General features: G+C 65.2%; 18 protein-coding genes. 16 read left to right on the top strand and 2 right to left on the bottom strand.

What is annotated here, in order from left to right; all coding sequences use genetic code 11:
- Nucleotides 1-26 precede the first annotated feature (26 nt).
- Nucleotides 27-974, top strand: a complete 948-nt coding sequence (locus tag JL100_RS17555) for a glutathione S-transferase family protein (RefSeq protein ID WP_202678756.1) — start codon at nt 27-29, stop codon at nt 972-974.
- Nucleotides 975-1,135: 161 nt separating this feature from the next.
- Entirely contained in the window at nt 1,136-1,885 is a 750-nt protein-coding gene (locus tag JL100_RS17550; RefSeq protein ID WP_202678754.1) for a protein phosphatase CheZ, read from the top strand.
- An 18-nt stretch (nt 1,886-1,903) separates the two neighbouring features.
- On the opposite strand, the gene JL100_RS17545 is transcribed toward JL100_RS17550, so the two are convergent.
- Nucleotides 1,904-3,478 (bottom strand): ATP-binding protein, encoded by a 1,575-nt coding sequence (locus JL100_RS17545; protein ID WP_202678752.1) that lies wholly within the window; start codon nt 3,476-3,478, stop codon nt 1,904-1,906.
- A 309-nt stretch (nt 3,479-3,787) separates the two neighbouring features.
- Here JL100_RS17545 and JL100_RS17540 point away from each other — a divergent pair, with 309 nt between their 5' ends.
- Entirely contained in the window at nt 3,788-4,207 is a 420-nt protein-coding gene (locus tag JL100_RS17540; RefSeq protein ID WP_202678744.1) for a DUF423 domain-containing protein, read from the top strand.
- Between the two features lies 1 nt (nt 4,208).
- Here the strand turns inward: JL100_RS17540 and JL100_RS17535 are convergent, their stop codons facing one another.
- The gene (locus tag JL100_RS17535; protein ID WP_202678742.1) at nt 4,209-4,556 is read right to left on the bottom strand and encodes an ArsR/SmtB family transcription factor; all 348 of its coding nucleotides are present in this window, start codon (nt 4,554-4,556) and stop codon (nt 4,209-4,211) included.
- 243 nt (nt 4,557-4,799) lie between these two features.
- On the opposite strand from JL100_RS17535, the gene JL100_RS17530 reads away from it, so the two are divergent.
- The 13 genes from JL100_RS17530 (at nt 4,800) to JL100_RS17470 (ending at nt 18,766) form a co-directional block, all read left to right on the top strand.
- Nucleotides 4,800-5,027, top strand: a complete 228-nt coding sequence (locus tag JL100_RS17530; RefSeq protein WP_202678740.1) for a sulfurtransferase TusA family protein — start codon at nt 4,800-4,802, stop codon at nt 5,025-5,027.
- Nucleotides 5,028-5,259: 232 nt separating this feature from the next.
- Nucleotides 5,260-6,189, top strand: coding sequence for a histone deacetylase family protein (locus JL100_RS17525; protein ID WP_202678738.1), 930 nt, complete (start codon nt 5,260-5,262; stop codon nt 6,187-6,189).
- 121 nt (nt 6,190-6,310) lie between these two features.
- Nucleotides 6,311-6,562, top strand: a complete 252-nt coding sequence (locus tag JL100_RS17520; protein ID WP_158048179.1) for an exodeoxyribonuclease VII small subunit — start codon at nt 6,311-6,313, stop codon at nt 6,560-6,562.
- 23 nt (nt 6,563-6,585) lie between these two features.
- On the top strand, nt 6,586-7,452 hold the full coding sequence (locus tag JL100_RS17515; protein ID WP_202679365.1) for a polyprenyl synthetase family protein: 867 nt from the start codon (nt 6,586-6,588) through the stop codon (nt 7,450-7,452).
- 28 nt (nt 7,453-7,480) lie between these two features.
- A complete protein-coding gene (gene dxs / locus JL100_RS17510; RefSeq protein WP_202678736.1) occupies nt 7,481-9,418 on the top strand; it encodes a 1-deoxy-D-xylulose-5-phosphate synthase in 1,938 nt (645 codons plus the stop codon).
- A 393-nt stretch (nt 9,419-9,811) separates the two neighbouring features.
- Entirely contained in the window at nt 9,812-10,828 is a 1,017-nt protein-coding gene (gene rfbG / locus JL100_RS17505; protein WP_407696867.1) for a CDP-glucose 4,6-dehydratase, read from the top strand.
- On the top strand, nt 10,825-11,754 hold the full coding sequence (locus tag JL100_RS17500; RefSeq protein ID WP_202678725.1) for an NAD-dependent epimerase/dehydratase family protein: 930 nt from the start codon (nt 10,825-10,827) through the stop codon (nt 11,752-11,754). The genes rfbG and JL100_RS17500 overlap by 4 nt, the downstream gene beginning before the upstream one ends.
- The gene (locus JL100_RS17495; RefSeq protein WP_202678724.1) at nt 11,751-12,776 is read left to right on the top strand and encodes a glycosyltransferase family 2 protein; all 1,026 of its coding nucleotides are present in this window, start codon (nt 11,751-11,753) and stop codon (nt 12,774-12,776) included. The genes JL100_RS17500 and JL100_RS17495 overlap by 4 nt, the downstream gene beginning before the upstream one ends.
- Nucleotides 12,777-12,828: 52 nt before the next feature.
- Nucleotides 12,829-13,602, top strand: coding sequence for a glucose-1-phosphate cytidylyltransferase (gene rfbF / locus JL100_RS17490; protein WP_202678721.1), 774 nt, complete (start codon nt 12,829-12,831; stop codon nt 13,600-13,602).
- A gap of 91 nt (nt 13,603-13,693) precedes the next feature.
- Nucleotides 13,694-14,677: a lysylphosphatidylglycerol synthase transmembrane domain-containing protein gene (locus JL100_RS17485; RefSeq protein WP_202678719.1), complete on the top strand. Its 984-nt coding sequence runs from the start codon at nt 13,694-13,696 to the stop codon at nt 14,675-14,677.
- A complete protein-coding gene (locus tag JL100_RS17480) occupies nt 14,674-16,089 on the top strand; it encodes an NAD(P)/FAD-dependent oxidoreductase (RefSeq protein ID WP_202678718.1) in 1,416 nt (471 codons plus the stop codon). The genes JL100_RS17485 and JL100_RS17480 overlap by 4 nt, the downstream gene beginning before the upstream one ends.
- Before the next feature lie 26 nt (nt 16,090-16,115).
- Nucleotides 16,116-16,427 (top strand): hypothetical protein, encoded by a 312-nt coding sequence (locus JL100_RS17475; RefSeq protein ID WP_202678716.1) that lies wholly within the window; start codon nt 16,116-16,118, stop codon nt 16,425-16,427.
- Nucleotides 16,428-16,738: 311 nt separating this feature from the next.
- Nucleotides 16,739-18,766 (top strand): DUF7024 domain-containing protein, encoded by a 2,028-nt coding sequence (locus JL100_RS17470; RefSeq protein WP_202678715.1) that lies wholly within the window; start codon nt 16,739-16,741, stop codon nt 18,764-18,766.
- The last annotated feature ends 22 nt before the right edge of the window (nt 18,767-18,788 follow it).

Here is an 18,788-nt window from a genome sequence, read left to right as displayed (position 1 = left end):
GCAACGCAACGCTGAAGGGAACGACCATGGGTTTGCTGATCGACGGGCGCTGGCACGACCAGTGGTATGACACGAAATCGACGGGCGGCGCCTTCAAGCGGCAGGAAAGCGCGTTCCGGAACCAGGTCACGGCCGACGGCTCGTCGGGCTTCAAGGCCGAACCGGGGCGCTATCACCTCTATGTCTCGCTGGCCTGTCCGTGGGCGCACCGGACCCTGATCTTCCGCAAGCTGAAGAAGCTTGACGAAGTGATCTCGGTCTCCGTGGTCGAGCCGCTGATGCTGGAGAACGGCTGGGAGCTGGCGCCCGGCGCCGACGCGGTCAACGGCAAGCGCTTCCTCTACGAGGTCTATACCGAGGTCAAGCCCGACATGAACGGCCGGGTGACCGTGCCCGTGCTGTGGGACAAGCAGAAGCGGACGATCGTCAACAACGAATCGGCCGAGATCATCCGCATGCTCAATACCGAGTTCGACGCTTTCGGCGACTCCTCGGTCGACTATTACCCGGCCGACCTGCGCGGCGAGATCGACGAGATCAACGCCTATGTCTACGACCGGGTCAACAACGGCGTCTACAAGGCCGGTTTCGCGACGGACCAAGCTGTCTATGAGCGGGCCTTCGACCAACTGTTCGAGGCGCTCGACACGCTGGAGGAGAGGCTGAGCCGCCAGCGCTATCTCGCCGGCGACCGCCAGACCGAGGCGGATTGGCGGCTGTTCACCACCCTGGTCCGATTCGATGCGGTGTATGTCGGCCATTTCAAGTGCAACCTGCGCCGGATCGAGGATTACCCGAACCTGTCCAACTACCTGCGCGAGCTCTACCAGGTGGACGGAGTCGCCGGGACGGTCAGCTTCGACCATATCAAGCGGCACTATTACGGCAGCCACAAGACCATCAACCCGACCGGCATCGTGCCGAAGGGGCCGGCGCTGGACTATGGCGCTCCCCACGACCGCGGCCGGTTCTGATGCCGGTGCCTGGGGGCGCGGCGGTCGCGCGCGCCGATCGCCGAATTCCCCGTTTCAACCGAAATGCGACAATTCGCATGGGACCTGTTAACCTTCGATAAAGTGTATACGTCGATACTCTGCCGCTGTTGTCCCGTACCAGCTTCGCAGAGATCGACGGCATGTCGGCCAAGCCATTCACCGCAGAACTGCAACGCCGAGGCCTGCCTTTCCGGCACGGGGCGCCATCCGACCTGGAAGCCCTCGCGAAGCCGGAGCCTGCGGCTCCCCCTCCCGTTCCGACGGCCACGCCCGCGGAACTGATGGCGGCGATCGACCGGATCGAGCGGCGGCTCGACGAACTGGCGGCGCTTCAGCCGGTCACGGAGCCGGCCCCCGCGTCCGGACCACCGTCCTTCCCCGGACCCGGACCAGACGTCGCCGACCTCCAGCAGCGCATCCAGGCGACCCACATCGAGATCGCGGCGCTCCGCCATCCCAAGGCGGAGCAGGATAGGCTTGTGGTGGCCGGCGAGGAGTTGGCCGCCATCGTCAGCGCGACCGAACACGCGACCAACGGGGTGCTGAGCGCGGCCGAACTGATCGAGCGCACGGCGGTCAAGCTCAAGGCCAGGACCGACGATCCCGAGGGCAAGGCCGACCTCGACGGCATCATGGACGCCGTCGTGAGCATCTTCGAGGCGTGCAACTTCCAGGACATTACCGGCCAGCGGATTGGCAAGGTCGTACGGACGCTCGACTTCATCGAGGAGCGGGTCGTCAACATGATCCAGACCTGGGGTGCCGAGGCATTCGCCAACCTGCCGACCTCGGTCGAGGTGCCGGTGGCGGAGGAGGCCAAGCTGCTGAACGGGCCGCAGCTCCAGGGCAAGGCGATCAGCCAGGCGGAAATCGACGCCCTGTTCGGCTGATCCATCCCGCAGGCGGTTTCATTCGGCCGCAATGGCCGAGACGCCGATGCAGCTTTCAAGCACTCCGAGCAGGTCCCGCTTCTGAAACGGCTTGACGAGCAGGCTCGCGAGGCCGGCGGCGCGCCAGCGGCCGGCGTCCGCCGCATCGGCATGCGCCATCATGCCGATCATCGGTACTCCCGCATTGACTTCCCCGGGGGCCACGATCGCCGAAGCCATGGACAGGCCGCCCATATCGGGCATCGTTATGTCCAGCAGGACGGCGTCGAACCGCGTTTTACGCGCCGTTTCGACCGCGCTCCGACCGGTGGTCACGGTATGCACCAGGAAGCCCGCGCGCATCAGCATCAATCCGGTCACCATCCGGCTGGCCTCGCTGGCGTCGGCCAGCAGCACCCGCGGCCGCGAATCCCCGCGAGCCGGACCGGGTAGCGAGGCTTGGCGCGTCGGCGTATGGGGCCGAATCTTGTTCGACGTGCAGTCCGGCGACGGTTGCGGGCCGTCGGCGGCCCGCATCGTCAGGTGCAGGCGGAAGCTGCTGCCGTGCCCCGGGTCGCTGAGCACCGTCAAGCGGCCTCCCATTGCGGCCGCGAGCCGGCTCGCGACCGCGAGTCCCAGGCCGCAGCCGCCGTAGCGCCTCTTGATCGACCAGTCTTCCTGGGTAAAGGCTTCGAATAGGCTTTCCCGGTAAGCGGGGTCGATCCCGATGCCGGAATCGGTGACCGACAGCACGAACGGCACGAGACCACCGCTTCGCCCACCCGCGAGATCGTCGGCGGAGGCATCGGCGCTCTCCAGCGCCACGGTCAGTCCTCCGGCTTCGGTGAACTTGATCGCGTTCGACAGCAGGTTCCGCAGGATCCTGGCCAGTTTCTGGCGGTCGCCCCGCACGGTCCGGGTCAACGCCGCGTCGATACGGCAGGCGATGGTCAGTCCCTTGGCTTCGGCCGACCGGATCACCGCGTCGACCTCCATGGCGACCAGGTCCGAAAGACGGAACGGGCAATCCATCAGTTCGACCGGTTCGCTGTCCAGCTTCGCGAAATCCAGGATCTCGTCGATGACCCGGGCCAGATCCCTGCCGGAGTTGCGGGCCGTCTCCATGAAGGCGTCCCGGTCCTCCCGCGCGACGCCTTCCGCGAGCAGGTCGAGCGCGCAGACCACGCCGTTGAGCGGCGTCCGGATCTCATGGCTCATCAGCGACAGGAACGTGGCCTTGGCGCGGTCGGCGTTCCGTGCATCCTCGGCCGACACACCGCCGCGCCAGGATCGCGCCGGGCGAAAACTCAAGGCGACGCCGCCGTCGGCCGAAACGGCGGAATACTCCAACCACCCGCCGTCGGCGTCGCAGGAGGGGGCCTCGAAGCGCGCGCATTCCCCCGAGGCCGCGACGGCGGCCAGCCGGTCGAGCAGGCCGCCCGGAACCAGGTCGGGCAGCGTCGCCGTCAGCCGGCGGCCGATCAGGTCCGCAGAGGGGCGCGCCATCAGGCGTCCGCCTTCCTCGTTGATCAGCATCCAGCGGAAGTCGCTGATGCGGCCGTTCGGGTCGCGGACCGCCTTGAGCAGGGCCATTCCGTCGAATGCGGACGCCATGAATGCGCCCAGCGCCCCATCGCTTCCCTGCGGCCCGGAATTCGGCGGACGGCGCGCGCCCCTGAACTTCCCGGACCGGTCGTCGATGCTTTGCTTGAGGACTGGCGTAATGCGCGAAAGATGAGGCATGGTCCCTCGGCTCGGCGTCTCGAATTGCAAAATGCGAAGCAGCTTGCATAAACCAAAGGATATAGCTGGTCGCCGCTGCTCACCCATATGGTCATAGCAAACGTCGGGCCATACCCGTCCGCGCCGAGCGGTTCGGCGGAGACGAGGGCGTCAGGCGGCGGAAAGCAGGAGAACCGATTCATGTCGCGACGCATCACCGGATTTTGGCTCGTGCTGGCGGCGCTGAGCGCCGGCATCGCGGTGGCGACCGGCGCCTATGCCTCGCACGGGCTGTCCGACGCCCGTTCGATCGAGCTGTTCCGGATCGCCGGACAGTACCAGATGTGGCACGCCCTGGCGCTGGGCGGGGTCGCGGCGCTGGCCCGCTTCGGGGGGCCGGGCCGGGGAGGCTGGCTGCTCGCAGCGGCGGGGTGGTGCTTCCTGATCGGCACCCTGCTGTTCTGCGGGGCGCTCTATCTCCTTGCGGTGCAGGGGCCCAGCCTGCTGGGTGCCGTGGCGCCGGTCGGGGGGCTCGCTTTCATGGCCGGTTGGCTGGCCCTGGCCGGCGTGGGGATGCGCTGGATGATGAGGTCCGGGGAAGGGCGGGGGCCTGGTGGTTGACTCAGGCGATGGCGGCGCTGTCCTCGGTCGCCGGTGTATCCGCCTGTTCCTGCTGCTGCGCGCAGTAAAGATCGTGGAGAACCTTCATCACGGCCGCCGCTTCGCCACCCTGGAGGGAATAGTAGATCGTCTGCGCGGACCGTCGGGTGCGCACCAATTTGTCCCGGCGCAGCCGCGCCAGATGCTGGGAAAGGGCGGACTGGCTCAGGTCCACCAGCGCCTCCAGCTCGCCGACCGACTTTTCCCCCAGGGCGAGGTGGCAGAGGATCAGCAGTCGGCGTTCGTTGCTCATCGCCTTCAGCAGTTTGCTCGCTTCGCGGGCGCTTTCCTGAAGATCCTCTATGGTCATACTGACGCGGTTCTCTCACTGCCGCCGGTCGCCCCGGAACCGGCATGGGAAAGGGCGAAGGTAGACTGATAATTCTAAGGCCAAGCTTACATATCGGCGATCCGGCCTGCTCCGTAAAGCCAATTCACCGTCCCCCGTCAAGCGACCGGATGCGGCGCGGCCGGGCTTGCCGCCGGGCTCCCGTGGAGCGTAAGCCGGTCCGCTCCTATCAGCTTTCTCCATCAGCATTCAAGGAATACCGCAATGGCAGATCACACCCTCGACGCGAAGGACCTGACATGCCCGCTGCCCGTGCTGCGCGCCCGGAAGGCGATGAAGCACCTGGCTCCCGATGACGTCCTGGTGATCGAGGCGACCGACCCCGCCGCCACGAAGGATTTCCCGGCTTTCTGCGAGGCGACCGGCCACGAACTCCTGTCGGTCGACCAGGACGGCGCCGTCTATACCTTCAGGATACGGAAGGCCGGCTGACCGGGCGCGGCAAGATGGCGCTGCCTTTTCCCAGGAATAGTTGCGGCGGAAAGTCCGCCGTTCGCGGATACTGGAGAGAGCCGTGCCTTCGCCGCCCGGAGGTGCCGCCCCGCCGAGGGGGGAAGCGCGGTATGCCGTGAGGCTGGATTCGGAAGTTTCCCGATGCAAACCGGGTAGCGATCTGGGACCATGCCCGTCACGCGGGGAAACGCTCAGAAAAAGAAGAAGACCAATGTATACCTCCCTTTTCAGCCATCCCTCCTGCATCGACCATGACACCGGCATCGGGCATCCGGAATGCCCCGAGCGCCTGAAAGCCGTCCTGGCGGCGCTGGAAGGCGAGGCTTTCCATTTCCTCGACCGCCGCATCGCGCCGCGCGCCGAGATCGAGCAACTCGCCCGGGTCCATCCGATCTCCTACATCGAGCGAGTGCTGGCAGCGATCCCGGCCGAGGGCCATGTGGAGCTGGACAACGACACCGTGCTGTGCCCCAGCTCGGGGGAGGCGGCGCTCCGTGCCGCCGGCGCCGTATGCGCCGCGGTCGACGCGGTGATGAGCGGTGAGGCGCGCAACGCCTTCTGCGCCACCCGGCCGCCGGGCCACCATGCCGAAACGGCCCGGGCGATGGGCTTCTGCCTGTTCAACAACGTCGCGGTCGGCGCCGAGCATGCGCGCAAGGTCCACGGCATCAGCCGGGTCGCCGTGATCGATTTCGACGTCCACCACGGCAACGGCACCCAGGACATCTTCCAGAACGATCCGGGCCTGTTCTACGCCTCGACGCACCAGGCCCACCTGTACCCGAACACCGGGCTCTTGGAGGAGCGCGGCGTAGCCGACAACATCGTGAACGTGCCGCTGCCGGAGATGGCGGGCAGCCCGGAGTTCCGCCACGCCATGACGACCCGGATCTTCCCGGCGCTGGAGCATTTCCAGCCGGAGCTGATCATGATCTCGGCCGGTTTCGACGCGCACACCCGGGATCCGCTGGCCAGCCTGCACCTTGTCGATGACGACTATGTCTGGGTGACCCGCAAGCTCGGCGAGTTCGCGCGCGAATATTGCGGTGCACGCATCGTATCTACCCTGGAAGGGGGGTACGACATTCGCGCCCTTGCCTCAAGTTGCGCCGCGCACGTACAGGAACTGATGGCGGCTTGATCCGCCGGGCCTCCACGTCAGGGGGATCGGTCCGCCTTCGCGGTCCGGCAGCCAAGCCGGACTTGCGGACAGGCCGGCGACCGCCCTAAAGTCGCCAAGGTACCCTGGTGACGGTAGGATGATGGCTGACCCCGCAATACCCCCCGATGTCGCAGCGCTGAGTTTCGAAGACGCCTTGGGCGAGCTGGAGCGTATCGTACGCCAGCTCGAGGAGGGCCGCGCCAAGCTCGACGACGCGATATCGTCCTATGAGCGCGGCACGGCATTACGCCGCCACTGCGAAGCCAAGCTTCGCGAGGCCCAGGCGAAGGTCGACCGGATCACCGTCGCCGCCGACGGCTCGATCGGCGCAGAACCCGCGCGGATCGAATAGTGGTGAACGAGCTCTCCTCCGCCATGGGCGAAGCGGCCGAACTGGTCGAACAGGAAATCGACCATCTCCTGCCGATGTCCGACACCACCGAGGCCAAGCTGTTCGAGGCGATGCGCTACGCGTGCCTGGGCGGCGGCAAGCGGCTGCGGCCCTTCCTGGTCATGACCAGCGCCGGCCTGTTCGGCGTCGCCCGCGACTGCGCGGTGCGCGTGGCGGCGGCCGTGGAATTCGTCCACTGCTATTCGCTGGTTCACGACGACCTGCCGGCGATGGACAATTCGGACCTGCGGCGCGGCCGGCCGACCGTCCACAAGCGTTTCGACGATGCGACCGCCATCCTGGCCGGCGACGCCCTGCTGACCCTCGCGTTCGAGGTGCTGGCGGATCCGGCGACGCACGAGGATCCCAAGGTCCGCTGCTCGCTGGTCGCGGCGCTGGCCAAGGCGGCCGGCATGCACGGCATGGTCGGCGGCCAGATGCTCGATCTGATCGCGGAGACGACGCAGTTCGACATGGGAGCCACGACCCGGCTTCAGCGGCTCAAGACGGGCGAGATGATCGCCTTCTCGTGCTGCGCCGGCGCCATCCTGGGGCGTGCGTCGCCGCCCCAGATGCAGGCCCTGCATAATTATGCCCATGACCTGGGCCTTGCCTTCCAGATCGCCGACGATCTGCTCGACATCGACGGCGACCCGTCCGTTACGGGCAAGCCGGCGCGCCAGGACGCGGCGGCCGGCAAGGCGACCTTTGTCTCGATCCTGGGCGTCGAGCGCGCGCGCGACCAAGCGCGCCTGCTGGCCGACCAGGCCGCCCGTCATCTCGAAGTTTTCGACGGCAGGGCGGATATCCTGAAATCTGTCGCAACCTATGTCGTTGAGCGGCGTCATTGAGCGGCGCGCCTGACCAGAGGAGGTTGTATTGACCGCACCCAGCAAGACCCCGATGCTCGATCGCTGCACCGTTCCGGCCCAGATCCGAAAGCTCAAGCCCGATCAGCTGCGGCAACTGGCGGACGAACTGCGGACGGAGACGATCGACGCGGTTTCGGTGACCGGCGGCCATCTCGGCGCCGGCCTGGGCGTGGTCGAACTGACGGTGGCCCTCCACCATATCTTCGACACGCCGGATGACCGGCTGATCTGGGATGTCGGACACCAGGCCTATCCGCACAAGATCCTCACCGGGCGGCGCGACCGTATCCGCACGCTGCGTCAAGGGGGAGGCCTGTCGGGCTTCACCAAGCGGTCGGAGAGCGAGTACGACCCGTTCGGCACCGCCCACAGCTCTACTTCGATCTCGGCCGGGTACGGCATGGCGGTCGCGAACCGGCTGTCAGGCAAGCGCAACCATGTGATCTGCGTGATCGGCGACGGCGCCATGAGCGCCGGCATGGCCTATGAGGCGATGAACAACGCCGGAAGCGACGACAAGTCACGCCTGATCGTCATCCTCAACGACAACGACATGTCGATCGCCCCGCCGGTCGGCGCCATGAGCGCCTACCTGTCGCGGCTGATCTCGTCCAAGCCGTACCTGAGCCTGCGCCACCTCGCCAAGGATATCGCGGAGCATTTCCCCCGGCCGCTCAAGCAGGCCGCGCGGCGGGCGGAAGAGTACGCCCGCGGCATGGTGACCGGCGGCACCCTGTTCGAGGAGATGGGCTTCTACTATGTCGGCCCGATCGACGGCCATAACCTGGACCACCTGCTTCCGGTGCTGCAGAACCTGCGCGACACCGAGGACACGGGGCCGGTCCTGGTCCATGTGGTGACCCAGAAGGGCAAGGGCTTCGCACCGGCGGAGGCATCGGCCGACAAGCTCCACGCCGTTTCCAAGTTCGACGTGGTGACCGGCGCCCAGGCCAAGGCCAAGTCCAACGCGCCCACATATACCCGTGTCTTCGCCCAGGCGCTGATCAAGGAAGCCGAAGCCGACGACAAGATCATCGCGGTGACCGCCGCTATGCCGTCCGGCACGGGCCTCGACCTGTTCGACAAGCGCTTCCCGGACCGCCTGTTCGACGTCGGCATCGCCGAGCAGCACGCGGTCACTTTCTGCGCCGGATTGGCGACCGAGGGGTACAAGCCCTTCGCCGCGATCTATTCGACCTTCCTGCAGCGCGGCTATGACCAGGTCGTCCATGACGTGGCGCTGCAGTCCCTGCCGGTCCGCTTCGCGATCGACCGCGCCGGTCTGGTCGGCGCCGACGGCGCCACCCATGCCGGGGCATTCGATATCGCCTACCTCGGCTGCCTGCCGAACATGGTGCTGATGGCCGCTTCGGACGAGGTCGAACTGATGGACATGGTCGCGACCGCCGCGGCGATCGACGACCGGCCCAGCGCTTTCCGCTATCCCCGCGGCGAAGGCGTCGGCCGCGACATGCCGGAGCGGGGCAGGGTGCTGGAAATCGGCAAGGGGCGGGTGGTCCAGGAAGGCAGCAAGGTCGCCTTGCTCAGCTTCGGCGCCCGTCTCCAGGAATGCGTGGCCGCTGCCCAGGACTTGGCTGCGCACGGCCTGTCCACGACGGTCGTGGATGCCCGCTTCGCCAAGCCGCTGGACGAGGATCTGATCCGGCGGGTCGCCGCTTCGCATGAGGTCGTGATCACCATCGAGGAGGGTTCGGTCGGCGGTTTCGGCAGCTTCGTCCTGCACTTCCTGGCCGGCGCCGGGCTGCTCGACCACGGGCTGAAGATCCGGTGTATGGTGTTGCCCGACCAGTTCCTGGACCATGACACGCCCGTGAAGCAGTACGAGGAAGCCGGCCTTGCCGCCCGGCATATCGTCGCGACGGCCCTGAAGGCGATGGGAGTGGACGGGGCCGCCTTGCCCGGCCACGGCGCCGTACGGGCCTGACAACGGGTTACGGCGGGCAGTGGCGCCGGGGCATGGGATGCTGCCATGTTCCGGCGGTGGCAAATGACGTCCGAGCAGAAATTTCCATAAAGGTTCAAATAGTTATCCTGTGTGGCTGCGACGGGTGACCACGCCTAGGTCTTCAAGTCGCAGGATGTGCGTTTATCGATGCTTGCATCAAACACTCCCCTTGTGTACGGCTTACGCCGCTCAAAGATTTTAAGGCTTACGCCGCCCAAAGAGGTATTGCCTTCGATAGCCGTGGTGATGATTGAATAACGCTTGATTGCTTTATAATTAAGGTTGAGGCGGCTTTTGATGCATGGATTCCGTGATTTCTATTCTGGCAAGCGTGTTCTGGTCACCGGCCATACCGGTTTCAAGGGAAGCTGGATGGCCGCATGGCTGAAGTTGTGCGGCGCAGAGGTGACCGGTCTCTCCCTCGCTCCGGAAGAGGGGCGTCCGAGCCTGTTCGAGGATGCCGCCATCGCCTCTGGCATGACTTCCCACATAGGCGACATCCGAGACTTCGCCCTGGTCCGCCGGGTCTTTGACGAGGCGAAGCCGGAGATCGTATTCCATCTGGCGGCCCAGCCTCTGGTCCGCCGCTCTTACCGCGACCCGCTGACGACCTACGGCTCCAACGTGATGGGGACCGTCCATGTGCTCGAGGCGGCGCGCCAGTGCGATAGTGTTCGGACGGTGGTCGCGGTCACCACCGACAAGTGCTACGCCAACGAGGAATGGGTCTGGCCCTATCGCGAGACCGACCGGCTGGGCGGCAAGGATCCATACAGCAACAGCAAGGCGTGCGCGGAGCTGGTCGTCGACAGCTACCGCAGTTCCATCTTCGCGATGGAGGGGCGTGTCAAGGTCGCCACGGCGCGCGGTGGCAACGTGATCGGCGGCGGGGACTGGTCGGAGGATCGATTGGTTCCGGACATCGTCCGGTCGATCGCCGCCGACGAGACCGTGGTCCTGCGCAATCCCGGCGCGGTGCGTCCCTGGCAGCATGTGCTGGAACTGATCCGCGGCTACATGGTGCTCGGCCAGCGCCTTCACCTGGAAGGTGATGCCTTCGCTTCGGGCTGGAACTTCGGTCCCGACAAGGGGAACGAGGTGACGGTCGAGACGCTGACCCGCAAAATGCTGGCCGGCTGGACCGGCAGCAAGGCGGAGATCAGGATCGAGCAGTCGCCGCTCGCCGAGGCCAATTACCTGAGGCTTGACCACTCCAAGGCGGTCAGCCTGCTGGGCTGGTCACCGGTCCTGGACCTGGACACCACGATAAACCTCACTACGGATTGGTACCGGCGCTACGCCGCCGATCCGACCGGTGCTGGAGCTCTGCTTGCCGAGCAGATCGCGTCATATCGGGACTCGCCTTCCCGGCCGGAACCCACGACATGAGCGGCCGCCGCATCCTGGTCACCGGAGGGACCGGCTTCATCGGGCGTGCCCTTGTCGGACGGCTGGTCCGAGACGGGCATGAGGTGACCTGCCTCGTGCGGGGGGGCGGACCAACGCCCGCCGGTGCACATGCACTGGAGATTGCCGCGCTAGATGAGGCGGGGCTTCACGCCGTTCCCGTCGAGGGTCCGTTCGACACCCTGTTCCATCTTGCCGCCTACGGGGTCCGCCCGGAGCAGCGGGATGCTTCGGCGATGGCCTGGACCAATGTCGCTGGTACCGTCGCCTTGACCGCAATCGCCAAGCGGTGGAGCGTCGCCGGCATCGTCTATGCCGGCTCCTGCTCCGAATACGCCGAACCGACGGAACATCGCCCGGTCGGGGAGGGCGACGCATTGACCTCCACCGCGCTGTACGGCGCATCTAAGGCGGCCGGCGGCATGATCGGTCGCGCCATGGCGGAGACTCTGGGCATCGGCTTCAGCTGGATGCGGCTGTTCGGCACCTATGGCCCGGGCGAGGCGGACTACCGCCTGATCCCATATCTGATTGGACGCCTCGGCCGCGGCGAAGAAGTCGACCTCACCCCCGGAGCGCAGGCGCGCGATTTCCTTCATGTTGACGATGTGGTCGAGGGGCTCGTCGCGGCGGCGGAGATCACCCGGCCGGGGCGGACCGATGTCTTCAATCTCTGCTCCGGGCAACCGGTGACCGTGGGACAGGTGGCCGAGAAGGTGGCCGACGCCCTGGGCCGCCCCCGTGCCTTGCTGCGTTTCGGCGCACGGCCCTACCGCCATGACGAACTGATGTGGCTGGTCGGCGACGGTACGCGGTTCCGCGAGGCGACGGGCTGGACCCCCGGGATTGGGTTGGATGACGGCATCGCCTCCATGGTGAGTGCCCTTGCGGAGAGACGATCCCCATGAGTTCCGCGCGCAAGCTCATTACGATCTGCGTCCCGGTCTATAACGAGCAGGACAATGTCGAGCCGCTCCACCGGCGGGTCTGCGCCGTCATGGAGCGGGTCGCGGACCGTTATGATTTCGAACTGTTATTCACCGATAATCACAGTACCGACCGGACTTTCGAGGTGCTGGCCGCCATGGCCCAGCGCGACCCGCGGGTCAGAGTGCTCCGCTTCTCACGCAATTTCGGTTTCCAGAAATCGATCCTGACCAATTACCGGAACGCGCGCGGCGACGCTGCGATCCAGATCGACTGCGATCTCCAGGATCCGCCGGAGCTGATGCTGGAGTTCATCCGCCTGTGGGAGCAGGGCTATAAGGTGGTCTACGGAGTGCGCCGGAAACGTCCAGGCGACTCCCGGATGCTCCACCGGTCCCGCAAGCTGTTCTATCGCCTGATCGACCTTCTGAGCGAGGAGCATCTGCCGCATGACGCCGGCGATTTCAGGCTGATCGACCGCGACATACTGGACTATCTAGCCACCATCCAGGATCAGCAACCCTACATCCGGGGCATCATCGCGACATTGGGATTTCGCCAGATCGGCGTTCCCTACGATCGCTACGCGCGCGAACGCGGCGAAAGCAAGTTCAATCTCTGGCGCTTGATCAGCCTGGGCATGGACGGGATCCTGAACCATTCCGTCCTGCCGTTGCGGATCGCGACTTTCTCCGGCTTGATCATGTTCGGTCTTGCAATCATAGGCATGATCTATTACGCGCTTGCGCGCTGGATGTTCCGCGGCGACTGGCCGGAGGGCTTGGCGAGCACGAGCATCCTTCTGCTGTTCTCGATCGGGATGAACAGCCTGCTGCTGGGCATCATCGGCGAGTATCTCGGGCGGATCTACAAGAACGTCAAGCGGGCTCCGCTGACCATCATAGAAAGCCGGATCGATTCCATGGATCGTCCCCTTCTGACCGCCGAATCAGACGCCGGGCACCCGGAGTACGCCCACATGTCCGCCGAAGAGCAACAGTGACAAGCCCGCTGCCGGCTTGGCGGGCGAGACCAGATGCAGGATTGATCCATCCATGAAGACCGTCATTCTCGCCGGTGGCTTCGGTACCCGGCTGGCCGAGGAAACCGCGACGCGCCCCAAGCCCATGATCGATATCGGCGGCAAACCGCTGCTCTGGCACATCATGAAGACGTATAGCCACCACGGCTTCAACGATTTCGTGATTTGCTTGGGCTACATGTCCTACTACGTTAAAGAATACTTTTCGAACTATGCGCTGCATACGTCGGACGTGACCTATGATTTCGTGAACGGCACGCGGACGCACTACAACAATCAGACCGAACCTTGGCGCGTTTCTCTGATCGACACCGGCATCGACACCATGACCGGCGGTCGCCTCAAGCGTGTCCGGGAGTATCTCGGCGACGAGACTTTCATGCTGACCTATGGCGACGGCGTGTCGGACGTGGACATCAAGGAACTGGTCGCGTTCCACAAGCGGCACGGCAAGGCGGCGACCGTTACGGCGGTGCAACCGCCCGGGCGCTTCGGAGCGCTGGAGATGGACGATGACGGCCATGTCGGTGCATTCCGCGAGAAACCGCAGGATGAGGTCGGCTGGATCAACGGCGGCTACTTCGTCCTGGAGCCGTCGGTGATCGACCTCATCGAAGGAGACGCGACGAGTTGGGAACGCGAGCCGCTGGAAGCGCTGGCGAACCAGGGGGACTTGGTGGCGCGCCGGCACCGCGGCTTCTGGCAGCCGGTCGATACGCTGCGCGACAAGCGGTCGCTAGAGGAGTTGTGGGCCGGCGGGAAAGCTCCCTGGAAAGTGTGGACGTGACATCGTGAGCAAACCCGCAAACCCTTGGCCGGAGCGGGACGGGGCCGGATCCCAGGAGAGCGGATCCGGGCGGGGCGGCCGTGCCGGCTGGGTGCGGACGCTGGTGGGGTTTGCCATCACCGCCGTTTTCGTTTTTCTTGTCGCGCGGCAGCTTTCTCCCGCACAGGTGCTGGATACCCTGGCGTCGCTGGATCCTGCCTGGCTGATCGCCGCGGTGTTGTCGCTGGCAGCCGGCTACCTGCTTAGAATCGTCCGCTGGCATATCATGCTCCGGGCCCAGGCATCGGACGTGTCGCTGTTCGGCTGTGCCGGACCTTTCATGATCAGCATCGCGGTCAACAACACGATGCCGCTGCGTGCCGGTGATGTCGTCCGGATCTTCGCGTTCCGCGACCGGCTCGGCCTGCAACCCAGCTTCGTTGCGGGCACGCTGCTGGTTGAACGGATCCTGGATCTGTGCGTGCTGCTGTGCCTGTTCTTCCTGACGCTCACCTTGGTGCCGTCCTCGGCCGTGCCGCAAACCCTGGTCACCCTGGCCGGCTGGTTTGCCGTCGCGGTCGTCGTGGCGCTCGGGGTGGTTTTCCTGGTTCCGCTTCATGCCCGGCGGCTTGTCGATCTGGTCGCCGGCAGCGGCGCGTTGCGCGGCAACCGCATCGTTACAGTCCTGGCGGGGATCGCACGGAACATCCTCGACAGTTTCATCCGCTTGCGATCCGGCGGCAGGGTGTTTCTGCTCATGCTGGTCACGGTGCTGTCCTGGCTGTTCGAGGGCGGCGTCTTCGTCGCGACGCTGCTGGCCGTCGGCCTGGATCACCCTCCAACGGTCGGTCTGTTCACCATGACGGCAGCCACTTTGTCGACCATGATTCCCAGTTCGCCGGGATATGTCGGGACGTTCCACTATTTCGCCATAGAGGCGCTCAAGGCGTTCGGCACCGGCGCCGCGGTGGCGGGCGCTTTCGCCGTGGCCGTCCACCTCATCCTGTGGGTTACGACGACTCTCGTCGGCACCGCGTTCCTGGCGGCCGGCGGATTTTCCCGGTTGCGCCAGCGGGCGGTCCGCCCGTCGGGATGACCGCCGGCCCGATCCGCGCTGCCGCTCAAGACTGCCAGAAACCGACGCTCAGAACCAAGGTCAAAGAAATGCCCGATCAAACCCCTCTCCAGTCCGGCGCCGTCATCATCGGTGGCGGGTTCACGGGACTGGCCGCCGCGATGGACCTCGCGAAGCGAGGTCGGCCGGTCACCGTGATCGAAGCCGACACCAGTCTCGGCGGTCTTGCCGGCGGTTTCGAGGTGGCCGGGCAGAACCTGGAGAAGTTTTATCATCACTGGTTTGCCAGTGATCAGCACATCATGGACATGATCAAGGAATTGGGGAAGGAAGACAGGATCGTCCTGCGCCCGACCAGGACCGGCATGTACTATGCGAAGAACTTTTTCCGCCTCAGCAGCCCGTTGGACGTCTTGAAGTTCACGCCGCTGAGCCCGATCAACCGCATAAGGCTCGGCCTTTTGGTTTTCCAGGTGCGCGCGGTCAAGGACTGGCGCGAACTCGAAGGTTTGACCGTCAAGCAGTGGCTGACCAAGCTGTGCGGCGAGGAAGTCTACCGGGTGGTCTGGGAACCGCTGATGGTCGGCAAGTTCGGCTCGGTCGCGGACGAGATCTCCGCCGTGTGGTTCTGGAAAAAGCTGGTGCTGCGGGGCGGCAGCCGTGGCTCCAAGGGTCAGGAGATCCTTGCCTACTACACGGGTGGCTTCGCGGCCCTGGCGGATGCGGCGGGTGACTACATAAGGAGGGCCGGCGGGCGCGTCCTGCTGGGAACCAAAGCCACCGGACTGACGGTCGAGCAGGGACGGGTTACCGGCGTCGTCACCTCGGCGGGGACGATCCCCGCTACCACGGTGCTCTCGACCGCTCCGCTGTCGATCACCGCCGACATTTTCGAAGGTCAGCTTCCAGCCGATTACCTTGCCAAGCTACGGCGTATCCGGTACCTCGCTAACGTTTGCATCGTCCTGCAACTGGATCGCAGCCTGTCGGACACCTATTGGCTCAACGTCAACGATCCGACCTTCCCCTTCGTCGGCATCATCGAGCACACCAACTTCGAGCCGCCGGCCTCCTACGCCGGACGGCACATCGTCTATCTTTCGCGATACCTGCAGACCGACGATCCGCTCTATGGCATGTCGCCCGAGGAGGCGATGGAGTATGCCCTGCCGCACATCCAGCGGATGTTTCCGAAGTTCGACCGCTCCTGGATCAAGGACTCCCACGTCTGGCGCGCCGAGCACGCGCAGCCGGTAGTGGAGCGCAATTATTCCAGCCTGATGCCGGCCATGGAGTCCCCGCTGCCCAATCTGTTCGTCTCGACCATGGCGCAGGTCTATCCGGAAGATCGCGGGACCAATTACGCGGTGCGCGAGGGCCACAAGGCGTCCGAGCTGATGCTGCGCTGGCTGGGGGCTGCCGTCCCGGCGTGATCGAGCCGGATCCTGTGTGACGGCCGATGGGTGCTGGGCCCATCGGGCAGGCGAAGCGGTCCTGGCTTGTTCAGAGAAGAAAGTCGCTGCATGACCGCACCCACCCGCAGACGGTTGCCCGTGATGCCGCGCCGACGTCACGGTCCACGTCCGACCCGTCCGCGGGCGCCGTCTCGGCACCCCTGCGCGGTCGGGCGGTGCCGCTGGTACTCCTGGTCGACCTCGGCGCCTGCCTGCGCCTCGTCGCCGATTTCCTCGGGTTGCCGCTCGATCCGCCGCAACATTATGCCCTTGTCGCGACCACCATGCGCGACCGGCATCCCGGTGCCGAGCCTTAGCCCTGTCCGGGCGAAAAGGACAGTTACTCGAACCTGTCTGACCGCAGTGCCGGCGGTCGTGCGCACCACTCTCCGATCGAGGCTTACCGGTCTCCATGCAGTCGCCATGGTTGTCCATCGCGGCGTCCTTCCTGATGATATGCCTCAGGAATCCTGGCCTTTCCACCGACCGCCATCCGCTGACCGTCGGCCGGCCTGAACTGGCCGGTGCCGAGTGATCAACAAGGCCCGACCATTCAGAAACGGCGATCCAAGCTCGGTCAGGCACATAGGGCCGATCGGATTAGGATACGAGAATACAGGACTGGAACATGAAGTTATTTTCCGCGACGTCCGATGCTGCGGTGACCGGACGCACTGACGGCACGGCGCATGGTCAGGAAAGCCGAGTTTCGGAGCCTTATCCGGGATGGACGATCCTTTTCCTGGCCATCTCCTGTGCCGGATTATCCATCCTATACGCCCCGGCTTTGTACAGCCTTTCCGTCGATGTCGCTCATCATTATGCGCTGGTGGCGACGATCATGCGCGACTGGCGGGTCGGCCCGGAATTTCTGCCAAACCTGGACGAGATGAATTTCTATCCCAACCTGTCGCACTGGCTGGCGGCCGTGATCGGCGGTTTGCTCGATGGCGGCTTGGCCGGGATGTCGATCCTGACGATCGTCGCGCTGACGGTCATATGGGGAGTTGCCGGTCTCTTCCTGAAGGAACTCGGGCTGATACCGGCGCTGATCGCAGGGGGCATCCTCGTTCACCTCGTCTCCCGCTTCGGGTTCGGGTCGGTGCATGGCGACGAGATCATCGGCAATTTCTTCTTCGCTCAGGTCGTCGGCGAGGCCGGGTTCTATGTCGGCGCCTGGACCCTTTTCAGCCTTCACCGGCGCGGGTCAGGGCGGTGGGGCGACGCCTTCGTCCCGCTGTTCGTCTATTTCGTGGCATGGGTCCATCTTCTGCCGGCGTTGAAGCTGGTGGCTTTCTTCGGTCTCCTGACCGCGATAGAAATGATCCAGGCTATCCGCGCGCGGGGGAAGTTGCCCTGGACCGCCCTGGCGAGCACCGCCATCGCGGCCGTAGTGGTGCTCAAGCATCCGAGCTTTGCCGCGATGAGGAAGATCGCGGCCAACGACGGCGCCCTGAGTTTCCTGTATCCCAGTCAACTCCAGTACCTCGCCGGCATCGCGCTGCTTCTGATGTTCATCTCGCTGGTGCTGGTGGCGGCGGGCTGGCGTGCCGAAGGGGCATTCAAGGCATCCCGTACCCGTTTCACCCTCGGCATGATCGGTTGCATGGGGGCCGCGACCGCCGGCCTTATGCTGATGCAGGCGGGCGCCCTCGCGGTGACCGGGTCCGGATCGCTGTACGCCGTCAAGAAGCATATGTTCGGCGTTCACAGCATGCTTCTGTTCGAGATCGCGGTGCTCATGATGTTGCCGGTCAGCTTCGCCATATCGGAACTGGTCTTAACCGGGAAAGCGGTCGCAGCATCAGTCACAGAGCGGTTCGCCCGAGGCCTCGTGCCGGCTCTGCTGCCGGTCGCCGTGCTGATGTCGATAATGCCCCCGCAGGTCTCGGAAATCGCCAAAGTGGTTCCTTACCAGCGATTTGCAGCTCACTATCTCGCCTATCATTCCGGCGACGCCGGATCCGAGAAAACGCTGTTCATCCACGGCGGAGTGCCGCCGGCCTTGAACTACCTCATCAGCATCGGGGATCTTCGTCATCCCCGGGGCGACACCGTGCTTAAGCTTCTGGTCGGGCGTCCGGTCGGGGAAGCAGCGGATGCTTCGCGCGTCATCACCAATCCCGGGAACGCCCTCTATGACCGGCCGAACTGCCGTGTCGCGGATCTGTCCAACAGCAACACCGTGGTGGTCGACCAGCATTGTGTTCGGACGACGTCCAACGCTCCGGTCGAGGCGGGGCGACGGTTCGAATTCACGACGGCGGGAGATGGCGCGCTGCTCCTGCTGGACGGCTGGTTCGCGTCCGAGGCATGGGGAACCTGGAGCAATGGGTCTACGGCGGAGATCGCTATCCCGCCGCTCGACTCAAGGCAGCCATTCGCCATAGAGATCCAAGCCAGTGGCTTTCAGCCCACCGGGTCCGAAGCGGTCGCCGTGACGGTTCGACTTGCCGGGGAACGCGTCGGAGAGATGCAGCTCGGTTCGCAGGACATCAGGATGAAGATCGACATCCCCGCCAGCGTTGCCGCGGCGGGGGAGCCGATCAGGATCGGGTTTGATATAGCCAACCCACGGTCTCCGCAGCAGGTCGGGCTGTCGTCCGACGGACGGCTCATCGGCATCGGGTTGAAAAGCATCAGCTATCTTGATTGAATGCCATGGCGTGACAGCGCGA

This window comes from Skermanella mucosa, from assembly GCF_016765655.2.
GTDB lineage: Bacteria > Pseudomonadota > Alphaproteobacteria > Azospirillales > Azospirillaceae > Skermanella > Skermanella mucosa.
The sequence above is the reverse complement of the archived record's forward strand: the minus strand, read 5'-3'. Positions and strand labels throughout refer to the sequence as shown.

Coding starts and splice junctions, on each gene's coding strand:
- JL100_RS17555 (WP_202678756.1), top strand. CDS start 27: ATGGGTTTGCTGATCGACGGGCGCTGGCACGACCAGTGGTATGACACG.
- JL100_RS17550 (WP_202678754.1), top strand. CDS start 1,136: ATGTCGGCCAAGCCATTCACCGCAGAACTGCAACGCCGAGGCCTGCCT.
- JL100_RS17545 (WP_202678752.1), bottom strand. CDS start 3,478: ATGGCGTCCGCATTCGACGGAATGGCCCTGCTCAAGGCGGTCCGCGAC.
- JL100_RS17540 (WP_202678744.1), top strand. CDS start 3,788: ATGTCGCGACGCATCACCGGATTTTGGCTCGTGCTGGCGGCGCTGAGC.
- JL100_RS17535 (WP_202678742.1), bottom strand. CDS start 4,556: ATGACCATAGAGGATCTTCAGGAAAGCGCCCGCGAAGCGAGCAAACTG.
- JL100_RS17530 (WP_202678740.1), top strand. CDS start 4,800: ATGGCAGATCACACCCTCGACGCGAAGGACCTGACATGCCCGCTGCCC.
- JL100_RS17525 (WP_202678738.1), top strand. CDS start 5,260: ATGTATACCTCCCTTTTCAGCCATCCCTCCTGCATCGACCATGACACC.
- JL100_RS17520 (WP_158048179.1), top strand. CDS start 6,311: ATGGCTGACCCCGCAATACCCCCCGATGTCGCAGCGCTGAGTTTCGAA.
- JL100_RS17515 (WP_202679365.1), top strand. CDS start 6,586: ATGGGCGAAGCGGCCGAACTGGTCGAACAGGAAATCGACCATCTCCTG.
- rfbG (WP_407696867.1), top strand. CDS start 9,812: ATGGCCGCATGGCTGAAGTTGTGCGGCGCAGAGGTGACCGGTCTCTCC.
- JL100_RS17500 (WP_202678725.1), top strand. CDS start 10,825: ATGAGCGGCCGCCGCATCCTGGTCACCGGAGGGACCGGCTTCATCGGG.
- JL100_RS17495 (WP_202678724.1), top strand. CDS start 11,751: ATGAGTTCCGCGCGCAAGCTCATTACGATCTGCGTCCCGGTCTATAAC.
- rfbF (WP_202678721.1), top strand. CDS start 12,829: ATGAAGACCGTCATTCTCGCCGGTGGCTTCGGTACCCGGCTGGCCGAG.
- JL100_RS17480 (WP_202678718.1), top strand. CDS start 14,674: ATGACCGCCGGCCCGATCCGCGCTGCCGCTCAAGACTGCCAGAAACCG.
- JL100_RS17475 (WP_202678716.1), top strand. CDS start 16,116: ATGGGTGCTGGGCCCATCGGGCAGGCGAAGCGGTCCTGGCTTGTTCAG.
- JL100_RS17470 (WP_202678715.1), top strand. CDS start 16,739: ATGAAGTTATTTTCCGCGACGTCCGATGCTGCGGTGACCGGACGCACT.